The organism is Polaromonas sp. JS666, from assembly GCF_000013865.1.
GTDB lineage: Bacteria > Pseudomonadota > Gammaproteobacteria > Burkholderiales > Burkholderiaceae_C > Polaromonas.
Genome location: NC_007948.1, coordinates 4,143,872 through 4,157,289, shown reverse-complemented (window position 1 = coordinate 4,157,289; position 13,418 = coordinate 4,143,872). Strand labels below are relative to the sequence as shown.

Here is a 13,418-nt window from a genome sequence, read left to right as displayed (position 1 = left end):
TCGCTGATATGGAGCGGGGCTGAGCGGGGCACACCCGATGCTTATTTGAGGGCCTGGATGCGGTTCCAATCCTTTTTGTCGTAGCCCATCGACGTCATGTCCACGGCTTTCACGATGCGGTCGCGGAACTCGTCCTTGTTGACCGTGACGACGTTCAGGCCCTTTTTCTTGAATTCGTCAACCAGCTCGCCTTCACGCTTCTTGATGTCGGCCGTGGCGCTGGCCGCTGCTTCCTGCATCACGTCGGTGAAGATTTTCTTGTCCGCATCGCTGAGCTTGGTCCAGACGTGGGGGCCGACTTGCGTCACCAGCGAATCGAGGATGTGGCCGGTCAGGATGATGTTCTTCTGGACCTCGTAGAACTTCTTGGCTTCGATGGTGGGCAGCGGATTTTCCTGCGCATCGACCGTGCCGTTTTGCAGGGCCAGGTAGACCTCGGCAAAAGCGATCGGCGTCGGGTTGGCGCCGCAGGCGCGCGGCAAGGCCATGTAGGCGGGCACGTCGGGCACCCGCATCTTCAGGCCCTTCATTTCATCGCAGTTCTTGAAGAGCTTGTTGCTGGTGGAGTGGCGTGCGCCGTAGTAGGTGACGGCGACGGTCTGCACGCCGGTTTTCTGCTTGTAGCCGTCGGCCAGTTCCTTGAAGACATCGCTCTTCGAATACTTGAGCAGGTGCTCTGGATCCCGGAAGGTGTAGGGGTAGTAGCCCACACCGATGCGCGGAAAGCTGCGGGCAGCGAAGGAGGCGCCCGAGATGATGATGTCGACGGTGCCCAGCTGCAGGCCCTGGTTGATGTCGCTTTCCTTGCCCAGCGTGGAAGCCGGGAACACCTGGATCTCATAGCGGCCGTTGGTGCGCTTCTTGATCTCGTCTGCCGCCCAGACCGACCACTTGTGATAGGGCTCCGACGTTTCATACACGTGGGCCCACTTCAGCTTGGTTTGCGCATGGGCGATGCCAAATGACCCCATGGTTCCCGCCAATATTGCGCATAGGGCCATGGTTTTTATCGTCAGTCGTTTTGTCATGTTGTCTCCTCGGTTGAAAAAAGTGAACGTGAAAAGTTGAAAGTAAAAGCAGGGGAGTGCTGGACGCTGGAATCAGCTCGTCTTCGCGCGGCGCCAGCTCGCGCTGAATCGGGTGTGGGATTTGTCCATGTGGGCATGCATCGCAGCGCGGGCAGCGGCGCCGTCATGCGCGCAGATGGCGGCGTAAATCGCTTCGTGCTCGTCGATGGCGGATTGCCATGACTTCATGGTCTCGAAATAGCCACCCAGGCGCGTGAACAGCGGGCCGCGGCGCGAATCCCAGAAACTCTGGACGGTTTCGATCAGCACCACGTTGCCGCAGGCCTCGACGATCGCGGTATGAAATGCCCGGTCGCCTTCGAGCGGCAGCACGCCGCGCCCGGCATCGCTTTTCATGGCGTCTATGGCTTTGCGCATCGCGTCAATGTCTTTGCGTTTGGCCTGGACGGCGGCCATGGAGGCAATTTCGCCTTCCACCACGCGGCGCGCCCGGATGAGTTCCAGCGGTCCCCATTCGGTCGACGCAATCTGCGGCCCGTTTTTCCGCTGAACCTGGTTCGACCGGTCCAGCACGTAAACGCCGGAGCCGGTGCGCACTTCGACCCAGCCTTCCACCTCCAGTGCGATCAGTGCTTCACGCACGGAAGGGCGGCTCACGCCCAGTTGCTTGGCCAGGTCGCGCTCAGCCGGCAGGCGTTTGCCAGCCGCAAACTCGCCCTTGCTGATCAGCGAGCGCAATTGCTCGGCAATCTGGCGGTACAGGCGTTGCGGTTCGACGGTTTGTATGGGCATGCGGGCTTTGGCGGCGAAATTAAGGGTTAGCCAGAATTGGACAAGTGGTAAGGCCAATTGATAATCCCATGAATCCACCGGCGGTGGCATCCGGCTAAACCCTGTAATACCGTTCATGACCTGAATAACCGACCTGAATAACCGCGAATAACCCTGGATACCCTTCTGCACCATGAAACCGGAAGTAACGATCGAATCCATCCGCCTGCGGCAGGTCAATTTGCCGCCCAAGGTCGTGCGCACCGATGCCATCCAGTCCTTTGTGACGCAGGAGACGCTGCTGCTCACCTTGCGCTGCAGCGATGGCGTGGAGGGCACCGGTTATGCGTACACCATTGGCACCGGCGGCTCATCGGTGATGGCCTTGCTGCACGACCACCTGGCGCCGCGCCTGCTGGGCCGCAACCCGCTGCTGATTGAAGCGATCTGGAAAGACCTGTTTTTCCATACCCATGCCACCGCCGTCGGGGCCATCACCAGCCTGGCGCTGGCCTGCGTGGACACCGCGCTGTGGGACTGGCGCGCCCGCAGCCAGGGCCTGCCCTTGTGGCAATTGCTGGGTGGCGCGCAGCCGCGGGTGCCGGTCTACACCACCGAAGGCGGCTGGCTGCACCTGAGCGCGGACGAACTGGTGGACCAGACGCTGGCCGCCAAGGCCGAGGGTTTCAAGGGCGCCAAGATCAAGGTCGGCCGGCCGCATGTCAGCGAGGACGTGGCGCGCCTGTCCAAGGTGCGCGAGGCGGTCGGTGCGGGGTTCGACATCATGACCGATGCGAACCAGGGCTTCAACCGCCCCGAAGCCGTGCGCCGGGCGGCGGCTTTTGCCGCGCTGGACCTCGCCTGGCTGGAAGAGCCGCTGCCCGCGGAAAACATCTCCGGCCACCGGCATTTGCGTGAACACACGGCCATTCCGGTGGCGGTGGGCGAGTCGATGTACCACCTCAGCCAGTTCCGCGAATACCTGGAGCAGGGCGCCTGCAGCATCGTCCAGCCCGACGTGGCCCGCATTGGCGGCATCACGCCCTGGATCAAGGTGGCGCATCTGGCCGAGGGCTTTGATGTGCCGGTGTGTCCGCACTTCCTGATGGAGCTGCATGTGAGCCTGTGCGCCGCAGTGCCCAACGCGGCCTGGGTCGAGTACATACCGCAGCTCGACGACATCACGACCAGCCGCATCCGCGTCGACGGCGGCTACGCCTTCCCGCCGGACACGCCCGGCCTGGGCATCGAATGGGACTGGCCCGTCATCGGCAAGCGGCAGCTTGCCGACGTGACCATCAAGTAAGTCATCGCAATCATCACAACCATCGTCAACAACCAAGGAAAAAGCATGAGACTCCAGGGAAAAACCGCACTGGTCACGGCCGCCGGACAGGGCATCGGAAAGGCCACCGCGCTGGCCATGGCGGCCGAGGGCGCCCAGGTGTGGGCTACCGACGTCAATGAGAAACTGCTCGCCGATTACGCGGGCGTGCCCAACATCAAAACTGCGGCGCTCAATGTGCTCGACAAGGCCGCCATCCAGAAACTGGCGGCAGCGTTGCCACCGCTCAACGTGCTGTTCAACTGCGCCGGCTTTGTCCACGCCGGCTCCATCCTGCAGGCCACCGACGAAGACTGGGACTTTGCCTTCAACCTCAATGTGCGCTCGCAGTTCTGGATGATCCAGGCGGTGCTGCCCAAGATGCTGGCCCATGGCGGCGGCAGCATCATCAACATGGCCAGCGTCTGCGGCTTCAAGGGCCTGCCGAACCGCTTTGTCTATGGCGCCTCCAAGGCCGCGGTGACCGGCCTCACGAAATGCGTGGCCGCCGACTTCGTGACGCAGGGTGTGCGCTGCAATGCCATTTGCCCCGGTACGGTCGACACCCCTTCGCTGCAGGACCGCATCAATGTGTTTGAAGACCCCGCCGAGGCGCGGAAAAACTTCGTGGCGCGCCAGCCCATGGGGCGACTTGCACAGGCCCATGAAATTGCGCCGCTGGTGGTGTTTCTGGCCAGTGACGAATCGGCCTTTGTGACCGGGCAGTCCTATGCCATCGACGGCGGCATGACCATATGAACCAGCTTGACCTGGCCGGCCGCCATGCGGTGATCACCGGCGGCGCGGCGGGCCTGGGCTTTGCCATTGCGCAGCGCATGCTGGCTTCGGGCGCCACGGTCAGCCTGTGGGACCTCAACCCGCAGGCGCTGGCGGCGGCCCGAGGCGAACTCGGCGCGGGCGTGCATACCGTTGTGGTGGATGTGGGCAGCCATGCGAGCGTGGTGCAGGCCGTGCGGCAAACCGTGGCCCACCACCCGATCATTGATGTGCTGGTCAACTCGGCCGGCATCACCGGCCCGAACGTGAAGCTGTGGGACTACCCGCCCGAGCAATGGATGCAAGTGCAGCAGGTCAACCTGAATGGGCTTTTCTTTTGCTGCCGCGAGGTGGTGCCGCACATGCGCACGCGCAACTATGGCCGCATCATCAACATCGCCTCGGTGGCGGGCAAGGACGGTAATCCCAATGCCAGCGCTTACAGTGCCAGCAAGGCGGCGGTGATTGCGCTCACCAAATCGCTGGGCAAGGAACTCGCCGATACTGGCGTGCGCGTCAATTGCGTGACACCGGCTGCGGTAAAGACGCCAATTTTTGACCAGATGACACCGGAACACATCCAGTTCATGCTGTCGAAAATCCCGATGGGCCGCTTCGGCACGCCCGACGAAGTCGCGGCCATGGTGACGTGGCTGGCCACCGAAGAGTGTTCGTTTTCGACCGGCGCCGTGTTCGACCTGTCGGGCGGGCGTTCGACTTACTGACTTATTGATGTGACTTTGATTTAACCAGAAGGAAAAACCATGAAACTCGTTCGTTATGGCAACCCGGGCAAGGAAAAGCCCGGACTGATTGATGCCGAAGGCAAGCTGCGCGACTTGAGCGGCGTGATCAAGGACATCGGTCCCGATCAGCTCGGTGATGCGGCGCTGGCCAAGCTGCGCAAACTGAAAACCGACAAGCTGCCGCTGGTCAAGGGTTCGCCGCGCATGGGCTGCCCCGTCAGCGGCGTCGGCAAGTTCATCGCCATCGGGCTGAACTACGCCGACCACGCGGCCGAGTCCGGCTTGCCGATCCCCGCCGAACCCGTCGTGTTCATGAAGGCCACCAGCTGCATCCAGGGGCCCAACGATCCGGTCATGCTGCCCAAGGGCTCGGTCAAGACCGACTGGGAGGTCGAGCTCGGCGTGGTGATCGGCACCCGCGCACGCTATGTGTCGCAGAAGGATGCACTCACTTATGTGGCCGGCTACTGCACCATCAATGACGTCAGCGAGCGCGAGTTCCAGATCGAGCGCGGCGGTACCTGGGACAAGGGCAAGGGTTGCGACACCTTCGGCCCGATCGGCCCCTGGCTGGTGACGCGCGACGACGTGCCCAACCCGCAAAAACTGGGCATGTGGCTGGAGGTCAACGGCAAGCGCATGCAAAAGGGCTCTACCAAAACCATGATCTTCAGTGTGGCCAAGCTCGTCAGCTACGTCAGCCAGTTCATGACGCTGGAGCCGGGCGACGTGATCACCACAGGTACGCCCCCTGGCGTGGGCCTGGGCATGAAGCCGCCGGTGTACCTGAAAAAGGGCGACCAGATGACGGTGTGGATTGAGGGCCTGGGCGAGCAGAAGCAGACGGTGGTGCCGTTCAAGCTCGTGAAATAAAGCCCCCACGGTCGCTCGCTTCGCGTAGCTCCCGAGGCCTTGCAGGCCGCGGCTCGCGAGACGCTTCGCCTCTGTCGCCTGTCCAAAGCTGCTCGAGCAGCTTTGGAGCCGCAGACTCCAGCCCCTCGGGGGCCGCTGCGCCTGCGGCCCGGTCCTTCGACAGGCTCAGGACGGGCCAAGGCCGGTTCCGCGGCCCCGGCTGGGTTTGAAGAGTCCCAACTTCAGCCACCGCGCCCACTCCATATCAGCAGGGGCCGCGGGACTGGCTTCGCCAGACCGCAGGCGCCGCCCCCTGAGGGGGGGAACGGGCTACACGTAGTGAGCCTGGACGGGGGTGGGCTTGTTCTAGGGTTTACCCTTGGTTTGGCTAGACCTTGTTCTCTATAAACAGACACTCCATCACCCGCAGGCCTTGACCGTCTTTGAATTGTTGCAAAATAGAACGATCGTTCGTTTTATTTTGGCTCAATCCCATGACCGTCAATGAACTCCCTGTCAAAACCGTTCCCGTCCCGGCTGCGCCTATCCCTGCGATCGGCGCAGCCGTGCCCAAAAGCCAGCAAAAAGGCCAGCAGACCAAGGCGGCCATTGTGGATGCGGCCCTGGGCCTGGCCACACAAATTGGCCTGGAGGGCCTGAGCATCGGGGCGCTCGCCGAAGTCATGCACATGAGCAAGTCCGGTGTCTTTGCCCATTTTGGCTCACGCGAGGAACTGCAGATTTCGGTGGTCCGCGAATACCACAGCCGCTTCGAGGAAGAGGTGTTCTTCCCGGCGTTGCGCGAGGCCAGGGGCCTGCCGCGCCTGCGCGCGCTGTTTCACAACTGGATGAACCGCACTTCGGTCGAAATCGATTCGGGGTGCCTGTACATCAGCGGCGCCGTCGAGTTCGACGACCGGCCGGGACCGGTGCGCGATGCGCTGGCGGGCTCGGTGCGGACCTGGCTGGCCGCGATGTACCGCGCCGTGGTGCAGGCCAAGGAGGCCGGGCACCTGCAGCGCGATGCCGACGAACAGCAGATGGTTTTCGAGATCCACGGACTCATTCTGGCGCTGCATTACGAAGCGCGTTTCCTGAAATCCCCCGGCTCCGTCGCCCGCGCCAACGCCGGCTTTGCCAACATCCTGGCGCGTTACGGCAACGATGCTGCGCCGTCGCCGGCAGAGCCATCCCCTGGTGCCTCGCCGACGAAAGCGCCGGAAAAAACGCCGGCAAAAGCCTCCCCCAAAACATCTTCATCTTCCAAACCGGCTTAAAGCCAAAGGATTCCCCATGCCTCAGTACACCCCACCCCTGCGCGATATGCAATTCGTCATGCACGAAGTGCTCAAGGTCACCGATGAATTGAAGGTCTTGCCGCGGCATGCCGACATCGACGCCGACACCATCAATGCGGTGCTTGAAGAAGGCGGAAAGTTTGCGGCTGAAGTCACCTTCCCGCTCAATATCAGCGGCGACCAGGAAGGCTGCACGCTCGACAAGACCACCCATGAAGTCACACCGCCCAAGGGCTTCAAGGAAGCTTATGCGAAGTACGTGGAAGGTGGCTGGGCTGCGTTGAGCTGCGACCCCGAGTACGGCGGCCAGGGCCTGCCCTTTGTCGTCAACCAGTGCTTTTACGAAATGATGAATTCGGCCAACCAGGCCTGGACGATGTACCCGGGCCTGTCGCATGGCGCGTATGAAGCCCTGCATGCCCACGGCACTGACGAGCAGAAAAAAACCTACCTGCCCAAGCTGACCAGCGGCGAGTGGACCGGCACCATGTGCCTGACCGAGCCGCATTGCGGCACCGACCTGGGCCTGCTGCGTACCAAAGCCGAACCCCAGCCTGACGGCACCTACAAGCTCACCGGCAACAAGATTTTCATCAGCGCCGGCGAGCACGACATGACCAGCAACATCGTGCACCTGGTGCTGGCCCGCCTGCCCGACGCGCCGCAGGGCAGCAAAGGCATCAGCCTGTTCGCCGTGCCCAAGTTCAACGTCAACAAGGATGGCTCGCTCGGCGCGCGCAACGGCATTTACTGCGGCGGTATCGAGCACAAGATGGGCATCCACGGCAACTCCACCTGCCAGATGGTGCTGGAAGATGCTGTCGGCACCATGGTGGGCGCGCCCAACAAGGGCCTGGCCGCGATGTTCGTGATGATGAACGCCGCACGCCTGGGCGTGGGCAACCAGTCGCTGGGGCTGACCGAAGTGGCTTACCAGAACGCCCTGGCCTATGCCAAGGACCGCATCCAGATGCGCTCGCTCTCCGGCGTGAAAGCCAAGGACAAACCGGCCGACCCCATCATCGTGCACCCCGATGTGCGCAAGATGCTGTTGACCGCCAAGGCCTATGCCGAAGGCGGCCGTGCCCTGGCTATTTACTGCACGCTGCTGCTCGACAAGGAACTCCACCACCCCGACGAAAAGGTGCGGAAGGAGTCCGGCGAAATCGTCGCCCTGCTCACGCCCATCGTCAAGGCCTTCCTGACCGACAACGGCCACATTGCCACCAATGCCTGCATGCAGGTCTTCGGCGGCCACGGCTTCATCAAGGAATGGGGCATGGAGCAGTTTGTGCGCGACAACCGCATCAACATGATTTATGAGGGCACCAACACCGTCCAGTCGCTGGACCTGCTGGGCCGCAAGATCCTGGGCAACAACGGCGCCACGCTGAAGAAATTCGGCAAGCTGATCGGCGCCCTGATCGAGGAAGAAGGCGTCAACGAGAAGATGGCCGAGTTCATCAACCCGCTGGCGTACCTGGCCGACCAGATGACCAAGTTCACGACCGAGCTCGGCTTCAAGGGTTTCCAGAACCCCGACGAAGTGGGCGCTGCCGCGGTCGACTACCTGCGGGTCGCCGGCCACCTGGTGTTCGGCTACTTCTGGGCCCGCATGGCACAGGTCGCGCTGCGCGAGATTGCCGCCGGCAACCCCGACAAGTTCTACCTGGCCAAGCTGCAAACCGCGCGCTTTTACTTCGCCAAGCTCTTCCCCGAGACCGCGACGCTGATGCGCACCGCGCGCTCAGGCAGCAAGGCGCTGATGGATACCGACGAGGCGCTGGCTTGAACCATGCGGGGTCAGCCCCACCCAGTCATCTCCGCTTTATCCCCTCGCCCTCTGGGAGAGGGTTAGGGTGAGGGCTCTCCGATAAAGGAACACAACATGCAAAAATTCACAGTCAAAAGAGTAGCCGTGCTCGGCGCCGGTGTGATGGGCGCGCAGATCGCCGCTCATCTGGTCAATGTCAAGGTGCCCGTGGTGCTGTTTGACCTGCCCGCAAAAGACAACGATGGGGGCGGGGCCCCGTCGTCTTCCAAGTCTTCGAAAAATGGCATCGTCACCAAGGCGATCGAAGGCCTGAAAAAGCTCAAGCCCGCGCCGCTGGGCGTACCCGAGGATGCGGCGCTGATCCAGCCGGCCAACTACGAAGAGCACATGGAGCAGCTGTTGGAGTGCGACCTCATCATCGAGGCGATTGCCGAGCGCATGGACTGGAAGACCGACCTGTACCACAAGATCGCCCCCTTCATTGCCGAAGGCGCGATTGTGGCCAGCAACACCTCGGGCCTGTCGATCACCAAACTCAGCGAAGCCCTGCCCGAATCGATCAAGCCGCGTTTTTGCGGCATCCACTTTTTCAATCCGCCGCGCTACATGACACTGGTGGAGCTGATCAACACGCCCACCACCGGGCCGAAAGTGCTCGACGACCTGGAAGCCTTTGCGGTCAGCGCACTGGGCAAGGGCGTGATCCGCGCGCACGACACGCCCAACTTCATTGCCAACCGCGTCGGCATTGCCGGCATGCTGGCAACCATCAAGGAGGCCGAGACCTTTGGCCTGACGTATGACGTGGTTGACGACCTGACCGGCAAGAAACTGGGCCGCGCCAGCTCCGGCACCTTCCGCACTGCTGACGTGGTGGGCCTGGACACCATGGCGCATGTGATCAGGACGCTGCAGGACAATCTCGGTCCCGGCAAGGTCGAAGATCCGTTCTCGGACATCTACGGCACGCCGCCGGTCCTGGCGAAACTGCTGGAATCCAAAAGCCTGGGCCAGAAAACCGGCGCCGGCTTTTACAAGAAGGTCGGCCGGGACATCCTGCGCCTCGACCCCGAAAGCATGGAGTACGTGGCCGCAGGCGCCAAGGCCAACGAGGTCGTCGGTCGCATGCTGAAAAAACCGGCCGGCGAGCGGCTGAAGCTGCTGCGCGAGGCCGAGGGCGCCGAAGCGCGATTCCTCTGGGCCATCCTGCGCGACCAGTTCCACTATGCCGCGGTGCACCTCGAAAGCATTGCCGAAACCGCGCGCGACATCGACTTTGCGATGCGCTGGGGCTTTGGCGCCAAGCAAGGCCCGTTCGAGTTGTGGCAGCAGGCCGGCTGGCAGCAGGTGGCCAGCTGGATCCAGGAAGACATTGAGGCGGGCAAGGCCTTGAGCAAAGCGCCGCTGCCCGACTGGGTGTTCAAGGGCCCGGTGGCCGACGCGGGCGGTGTGCACACCGCGGAAGGTTCGTGGAGCGCCTCGGCGCAAAAATTCATTCCGCGCCGCAAGCTGCCCGTTTATGAGCGCCAGTATTTCCCCGAGGACGTGCTGGGTGCCAACGCCCCGGCTTTCGAAACCGCCGGTACCACGCTGCATGAAGACGATGCCATCCGCCTCTGGACGCTGGACGGTGCGAACGGAGAAAAAGGCGACGTGCTGATTGCCAGCATCAAGACCAAGATGCACGCCATCAGCCCCGATGTGGCGGAAGGCCTGGCGATGGGCGTGGACCTCGCCGAGAAGGGTTACAAGGGCATGGTCATCTGGTCCAACGACGAGATGTTCTCGGCCGGCGCCGACCTGCAGGCCATGCTGCCCGCCTTCATGATGGGCGGCGCCAGGTCGATTGAAGGCGCGGAAGCCGAACTGCAAAACGTCATGCTCAAGCTGCGCTACGCGGCTGTGCCTGTCGTGTCGGCAATTCGCGGCCTGGCGCTGGGCGGTGGCTGCGAGATGGCCGTGTACTCGGCCAAACGCGTCGCCGCGATGGAAAGCTACATCGGCTTGGTGGAAGTCGGTGTCGGCCTCGTGCCCGGTGCCGGCGGCCTGGCGTACATTGCGCGCCGCGCGGCAGAAAACGCCGCCACGTCCACCAACAAGGACATATTGCCTTTCCTGACCGAAGACTTCACCGCCGCCGCCATGGCCAAGGTGGGCACCAGCGCGATTGAAAGCCGCAAGATCGGCTACCTGCTGGACAGCGACGTCATCGTGCCGAACAAGGACGAACTGCTGTTCGTGGCGCTGAACGAGGCCCGCGCCCTGTTCAACTCGGGCTACCGCGCGCCGCACAGGCGGCCCTTCCCGGTCGTGGGCCGCAACGGCCTGGCCACCATCAAGGGCCAGCTGGTCAACATGCGCGACGGCGGCTTCATCAGCGCGCATGACTTTCACATCGCCGGCCTGATCGCCAACGTGGTGTGTGGTGGCGACGTGGATGCCGGCACGCTGGTCACGGAGGAATATCTGATGACGCTGGAACGCAAGGCCTTCTGTTCGCTGCTCGAAAACCCGAAAACGCAGGAACGCATCATGGGCATGATGAGCACCGGCAAACCGGTGAGGAATTGATGACTGATTTGACGAAGACATCTCCTAACCGCCTGGAGCGCCAGCTCGAGCGCCTGTCTGAGGTGCCGGCCTTTGCCCGCACCTGGTTTCGCAGCGTGATCCTGCGCCGCGCCGTGCCTTTCACCGGCACGGCCGGGCTGGACTTTTTGCAGATGAGCAACAACCGGGTTGAAATCGGCATCCAGAACCAGAAGAAGGTGCAGAACCACATCGGCGGCGTGCATGCCTCGGCCATGAACCTGCTGGCGGAAACCGCCACCGGCATGGTGGTCGGTATGAACGTGCGAGACGACTGCATCCCGTTGGCCAAGGAGCTGAAGATGGCGTTCAAAAAGCGCGCAACCGGCTCGTTGCGCGCCGTGGCGACGCTCACCGACGAGCAGCGAGCGGCCATGCAGGCCAGTGATAAGGGCGAAGTCAATGTGGCGGTCACGGTGACTGACGAAGCTGGCGTCAACCCGGTCGAGTGCGAGTTTGTCTGGGCCTGGATTCCGTCCGGTCCGCGAAAGTGACAACCAGTCGTGACAACTGAACAGAACTTATCCGGCGCGCCTGATTCAGGTTCCCTCTCCCGCACGCGGGAGAGGGCTAGGGTGAGGGCAAGAGCGCTTCGCCAAGGTCAAACGGATGCCGAGATATTGCTGTGGTCAAAGTTGAGAGGTCGCCAGGTCAGAGATCTGAAGTTTCGGCGTCAACATCCGATTGGTCCGTATTTCGCTGACTTCGCATGTCTTGAAATAGGCTTGGTCATTGAACTGGATGGCGGCCAGCATGCTGAGGGCGATGCCACCAGTTATGACCAGAAGCGCAGTAGCGACATGGCTGCCCTGGGTTTTCAGACCTTGCGATTCTGGAACAACGACGTCCTGAGCAAGACAGAGGCTGTACTGGAAAAGGTATGGCAAGTAGCCGACACCCTCACCCCAGCCCTCTCCCGCAAGCGGGCGAGGGAGCAAGAAGGCCCCGAATCCTGTACCCAGTCCCCTCTCCCGCTGGCGGGAGAGGGTTAGGGTGAGGGCAGCAGCCTTTGTCCTACCAAGCCAACTTATTGAGAAACAAGGAACTACCCATGAAACAAGTCCAGGAAGCCTACATCGTTGCCGCCACGCGCACGCCCATCGGCCGTTCGCACCGGGGGTTTTTCCGCAATACGCGTCCCGACGACCTGCTGGTCAAGGCGCTGCAGGCCGCGCTGGCCCAGGTGCCCACGCTGGACCCCAAGGCCATTGAAGACATCATCTGCGGCTGCGCGATTCCCGAAGGCCCGCAGGGTTTGAACATCGCCCGCATCGGTGCGGTGCTGGCGGGCTTGCCCACCAGTGTGGGTGGCATCACCGTCAACCGCTTTTGTGCCTCGGGCCTGTCCGCCGTGCAGATGGCGGCGGACCGCATCCGTGTCGGCGAAGCCGATGTGATGATTGCCGCCGGCACCGAGAGCATGAGCATGGTGCCCATGTCGGGCAACTCGCCGTCGCTGTCGCCGGAAATGTTTGCCAACGACGAGAACGTCGGCATCGCCTACGGCATGGGCCTGACGGCCGAGAAGGTTGCGCAGCAGTGGAAGGTCTCGCGTGATGCGCAGGACCAGTTCGCCTACGAGTCCCACATGAAGGCACTCAAGGCGCAGCAGGCCGGCGAGTTCACGAATGAAATCACGCCGGTGGAAGTGACCGACCGAACCGCCAACCTGGAAACCGGCGAAGTCATCGCCACCACCCGCACCGTGAGCCTGGACGAGGGCGCGCGCCCCGACACCACGGTGGAAGGCCTGGCCAAACTGAAAACCGTGTTTGCTGCGCGCGGCTCGGTCACGGCCGGCAACAGCTCACAAACTTCCGATGGCGCGGGCGCGCTGATTCTGGCCAGCGAAAAAGCCGTCAAGGAATTCGGCCTGAAACCGCTGGCGCGTTTCGTCAGTTACGCCGCCAAGGGCGTGCCGCCGCACATCATGGGCGTAGGCCCGATCGAAGCCATTCCCGCAGCGCTGCGTTACGCCGGCCTGAAGCAGGATGACATCGACTGGTTCGAACTCAACGAGGCGTTTGCCGCGCAGTCGCTGGCGGTCATCAACACGCTGGGCCTGAACGCGGCCAAAGTCAACCCGATGGGCGGCGCGATTGCACTGGGTCACCCGCTGGGCGCCACGGGCGCGATTCGCGCGGCCACCGTGATCCATGCGCTGCAGCGCCATCAGCTGAAGTACGGCATGGTGACCATGTGTGTCGGCATGGGGCAAGGCGCCGCCGGCATTTTCGAGCGGGTGTAGGGTGGTACTGC

General features: G+C 62.7%; 12 protein-coding genes. 10 read left to right on the top strand and 2 right to left on the bottom strand.

The features are described from left to right. Window positions 1-41: 41 nt before the first annotated feature. Together BPRO_RS19800 and BPRO_RS19795 are read right to left on the bottom strand one after the other, a co-directional pair. Window positions 42-1,028 carry a sialic acid TRAP transporter substrate-binding protein SiaP gene (locus BPRO_RS19800; RefSeq protein ID WP_011484848.1) on the bottom strand — a complete coding sequence of 329 codons (987 nt, stop codon included), beginning with the start codon at window positions 1,026-1,028 and terminating at the stop codon, window positions 42-44. A 72-nt stretch (window positions 1,029-1,100) separates the two neighbouring features. Continuing rightward, on the bottom strand, window positions 1,101-1,820 hold the full coding sequence (locus BPRO_RS19795; RefSeq protein ID WP_041388965.1) for a FadR/GntR family transcriptional regulator: 720 nt from the start codon (window positions 1,818-1,820) through the stop codon (window positions 1,101-1,103). Window positions 1,821-1,992: 172 nt separating this feature from the next. Between BPRO_RS19795 and BPRO_RS19790 the strand changes: the two genes are divergently transcribed. From BPRO_RS19790 to BPRO_RS19745, 10 genes are all read left to right on the top strand, one after another. Further along, a complete protein-coding gene (locus BPRO_RS19790) occupies window positions 1,993-3,105 on the top strand; it encodes a mandelate racemase/muconate lactonizing enzyme family protein (protein ID WP_011484846.1) in 1,113 nt (370 codons plus the stop codon). Window positions 3,106-3,150: 45 nt separating this feature from the next. After that, a complete protein-coding gene (locus BPRO_RS19785; protein WP_011484845.1) occupies window positions 3,151-3,882 on the top strand; it encodes an SDR family oxidoreductase in 732 nt (243 codons plus the stop codon). Next, window positions 3,879-4,625, top strand: a complete 747-nt coding sequence (locus BPRO_RS19780; RefSeq protein WP_011484844.1) for an SDR family NAD(P)-dependent oxidoreductase — start codon at window positions 3,879-3,881, stop codon at window positions 4,623-4,625. The genes BPRO_RS19785 and BPRO_RS19780 overlap by 4 nt, the downstream gene beginning before the upstream one ends. A gap of 39 nt (window positions 4,626-4,664) precedes the next feature. After that, window positions 4,665-5,519 carry a fumarylacetoacetate hydrolase family protein gene (locus tag BPRO_RS19775; RefSeq protein WP_011484843.1) on the top strand — a complete coding sequence of 285 codons (855 nt, stop codon included), beginning with the start codon at window positions 4,665-4,667 and terminating at the stop codon, window positions 5,517-5,519. Between the two features lie 473 nt (window positions 5,520-5,992). Continuing rightward, a complete protein-coding gene (locus BPRO_RS19770; protein ID WP_011484842.1) occupies window positions 5,993-6,775 on the top strand; it encodes a TetR/AcrR family transcriptional regulator in 783 nt (260 codons plus the stop codon). A gap of 16 nt (window positions 6,776-6,791) precedes the next feature. Then, the gene (locus BPRO_RS19765) at window positions 6,792-8,588 is read left to right on the top strand and encodes an acyl-CoA dehydrogenase C-terminal domain-containing protein (protein WP_011484841.1); all 1,797 of its coding nucleotides are present in this window, start codon (window positions 6,792-6,794) and stop codon (window positions 8,586-8,588) included. A gap of 96 nt (window positions 8,589-8,684) precedes the next feature. Further along, window positions 8,685-11,141 carry a 3-hydroxyacyl-CoA dehydrogenase/enoyl-CoA hydratase family protein gene (locus BPRO_RS19760; protein ID WP_011484840.1) on the top strand — a complete coding sequence of 819 codons (2,457 nt, stop codon included), beginning with the start codon at window positions 8,685-8,687 and terminating at the stop codon, window positions 11,139-11,141. Beyond that, window positions 11,141-11,653, top strand: a complete 513-nt coding sequence (locus BPRO_RS19755; protein WP_011484839.1) for a DUF4442 domain-containing protein — start codon at window positions 11,141-11,143, stop codon at window positions 11,651-11,653. The genes BPRO_RS19760 and BPRO_RS19755 overlap by 1 nt, the downstream gene beginning before the upstream one ends. Window positions 11,654-11,662: 9 nt before the next feature. Further along, window positions 11,663-12,151: an endonuclease domain-containing protein gene (locus BPRO_RS19750; RefSeq protein ID WP_011484838.1), complete on the top strand. Its 489-nt coding sequence runs from the start codon at window positions 11,663-11,665 to the stop codon at window positions 12,149-12,151. A 59-nt stretch (window positions 12,152-12,210) separates the two neighbouring features. Continuing rightward, window positions 12,211-13,407: an acetyl-CoA C-acyltransferase gene (locus tag BPRO_RS19745; RefSeq protein ID WP_011484837.1), complete on the top strand. Its 1,197-nt coding sequence runs from the start codon at window positions 12,211-12,213 to the stop codon at window positions 13,405-13,407. Window positions 13,408-13,418 lie beyond the last annotated feature (11 nt).

Bases quoted from the DNA above. Each gene is read 5' to 3' on its own strand.
- BPRO_RS19765 (WP_011484841.1), top strand. From the start codon at position 6,792: ATGCCTCAGTACACCCCACCCCTGCGCGATATGCAATTCGTCATGCAC.
- BPRO_RS19795 (WP_041388965.1), bottom strand. From the start codon at position 1,820: ATGCCCATACAAACCGTCGAACCGCAACGCCTGTACCGCCAGATTGCC.
- BPRO_RS19760 (WP_011484840.1), top strand. From the start codon at position 8,685: ATGCAAAAATTCACAGTCAAAAGAGTAGCCGTGCTCGGCGCCGGTGTG.
- BPRO_RS19775 (WP_011484843.1), top strand. From the start codon at position 4,665: ATGAAACTCGTTCGTTATGGCAACCCGGGCAAGGAAAAGCCCGGACTG.
- BPRO_RS19745 (WP_011484837.1), top strand. From the start codon at position 12,211: ATGAAACAAGTCCAGGAAGCCTACATCGTTGCCGCCACGCGCACGCCC.
- BPRO_RS19790 (WP_011484846.1), top strand. From the start codon at position 1,993: ATGAAACCGGAAGTAACGATCGAATCCATCCGCCTGCGGCAGGTCAAT.
- BPRO_RS19780 (WP_011484844.1), top strand. From the start codon at position 3,879: ATGAACCAGCTTGACCTGGCCGGCCGCCATGCGGTGATCACCGGCGGC.
- BPRO_RS19785 (WP_011484845.1), top strand. From the start codon at position 3,151: ATGAGACTCCAGGGAAAAACCGCACTGGTCACGGCCGCCGGACAGGGC.
- BPRO_RS19770 (WP_011484842.1), top strand. From the start codon at position 5,993: ATGACCGTCAATGAACTCCCTGTCAAAACCGTTCCCGTCCCGGCTGCG.
- BPRO_RS19755 (WP_011484839.1), top strand. From the start codon at position 11,141: ATGACTGATTTGACGAAGACATCTCCTAACCGCCTGGAGCGCCAGCTC.
- BPRO_RS19800 (WP_011484848.1), bottom strand. From the start codon at position 1,028: ATGACAAAACGACTGACGATAAAAACCATGGCCCTATGCGCAATATTG.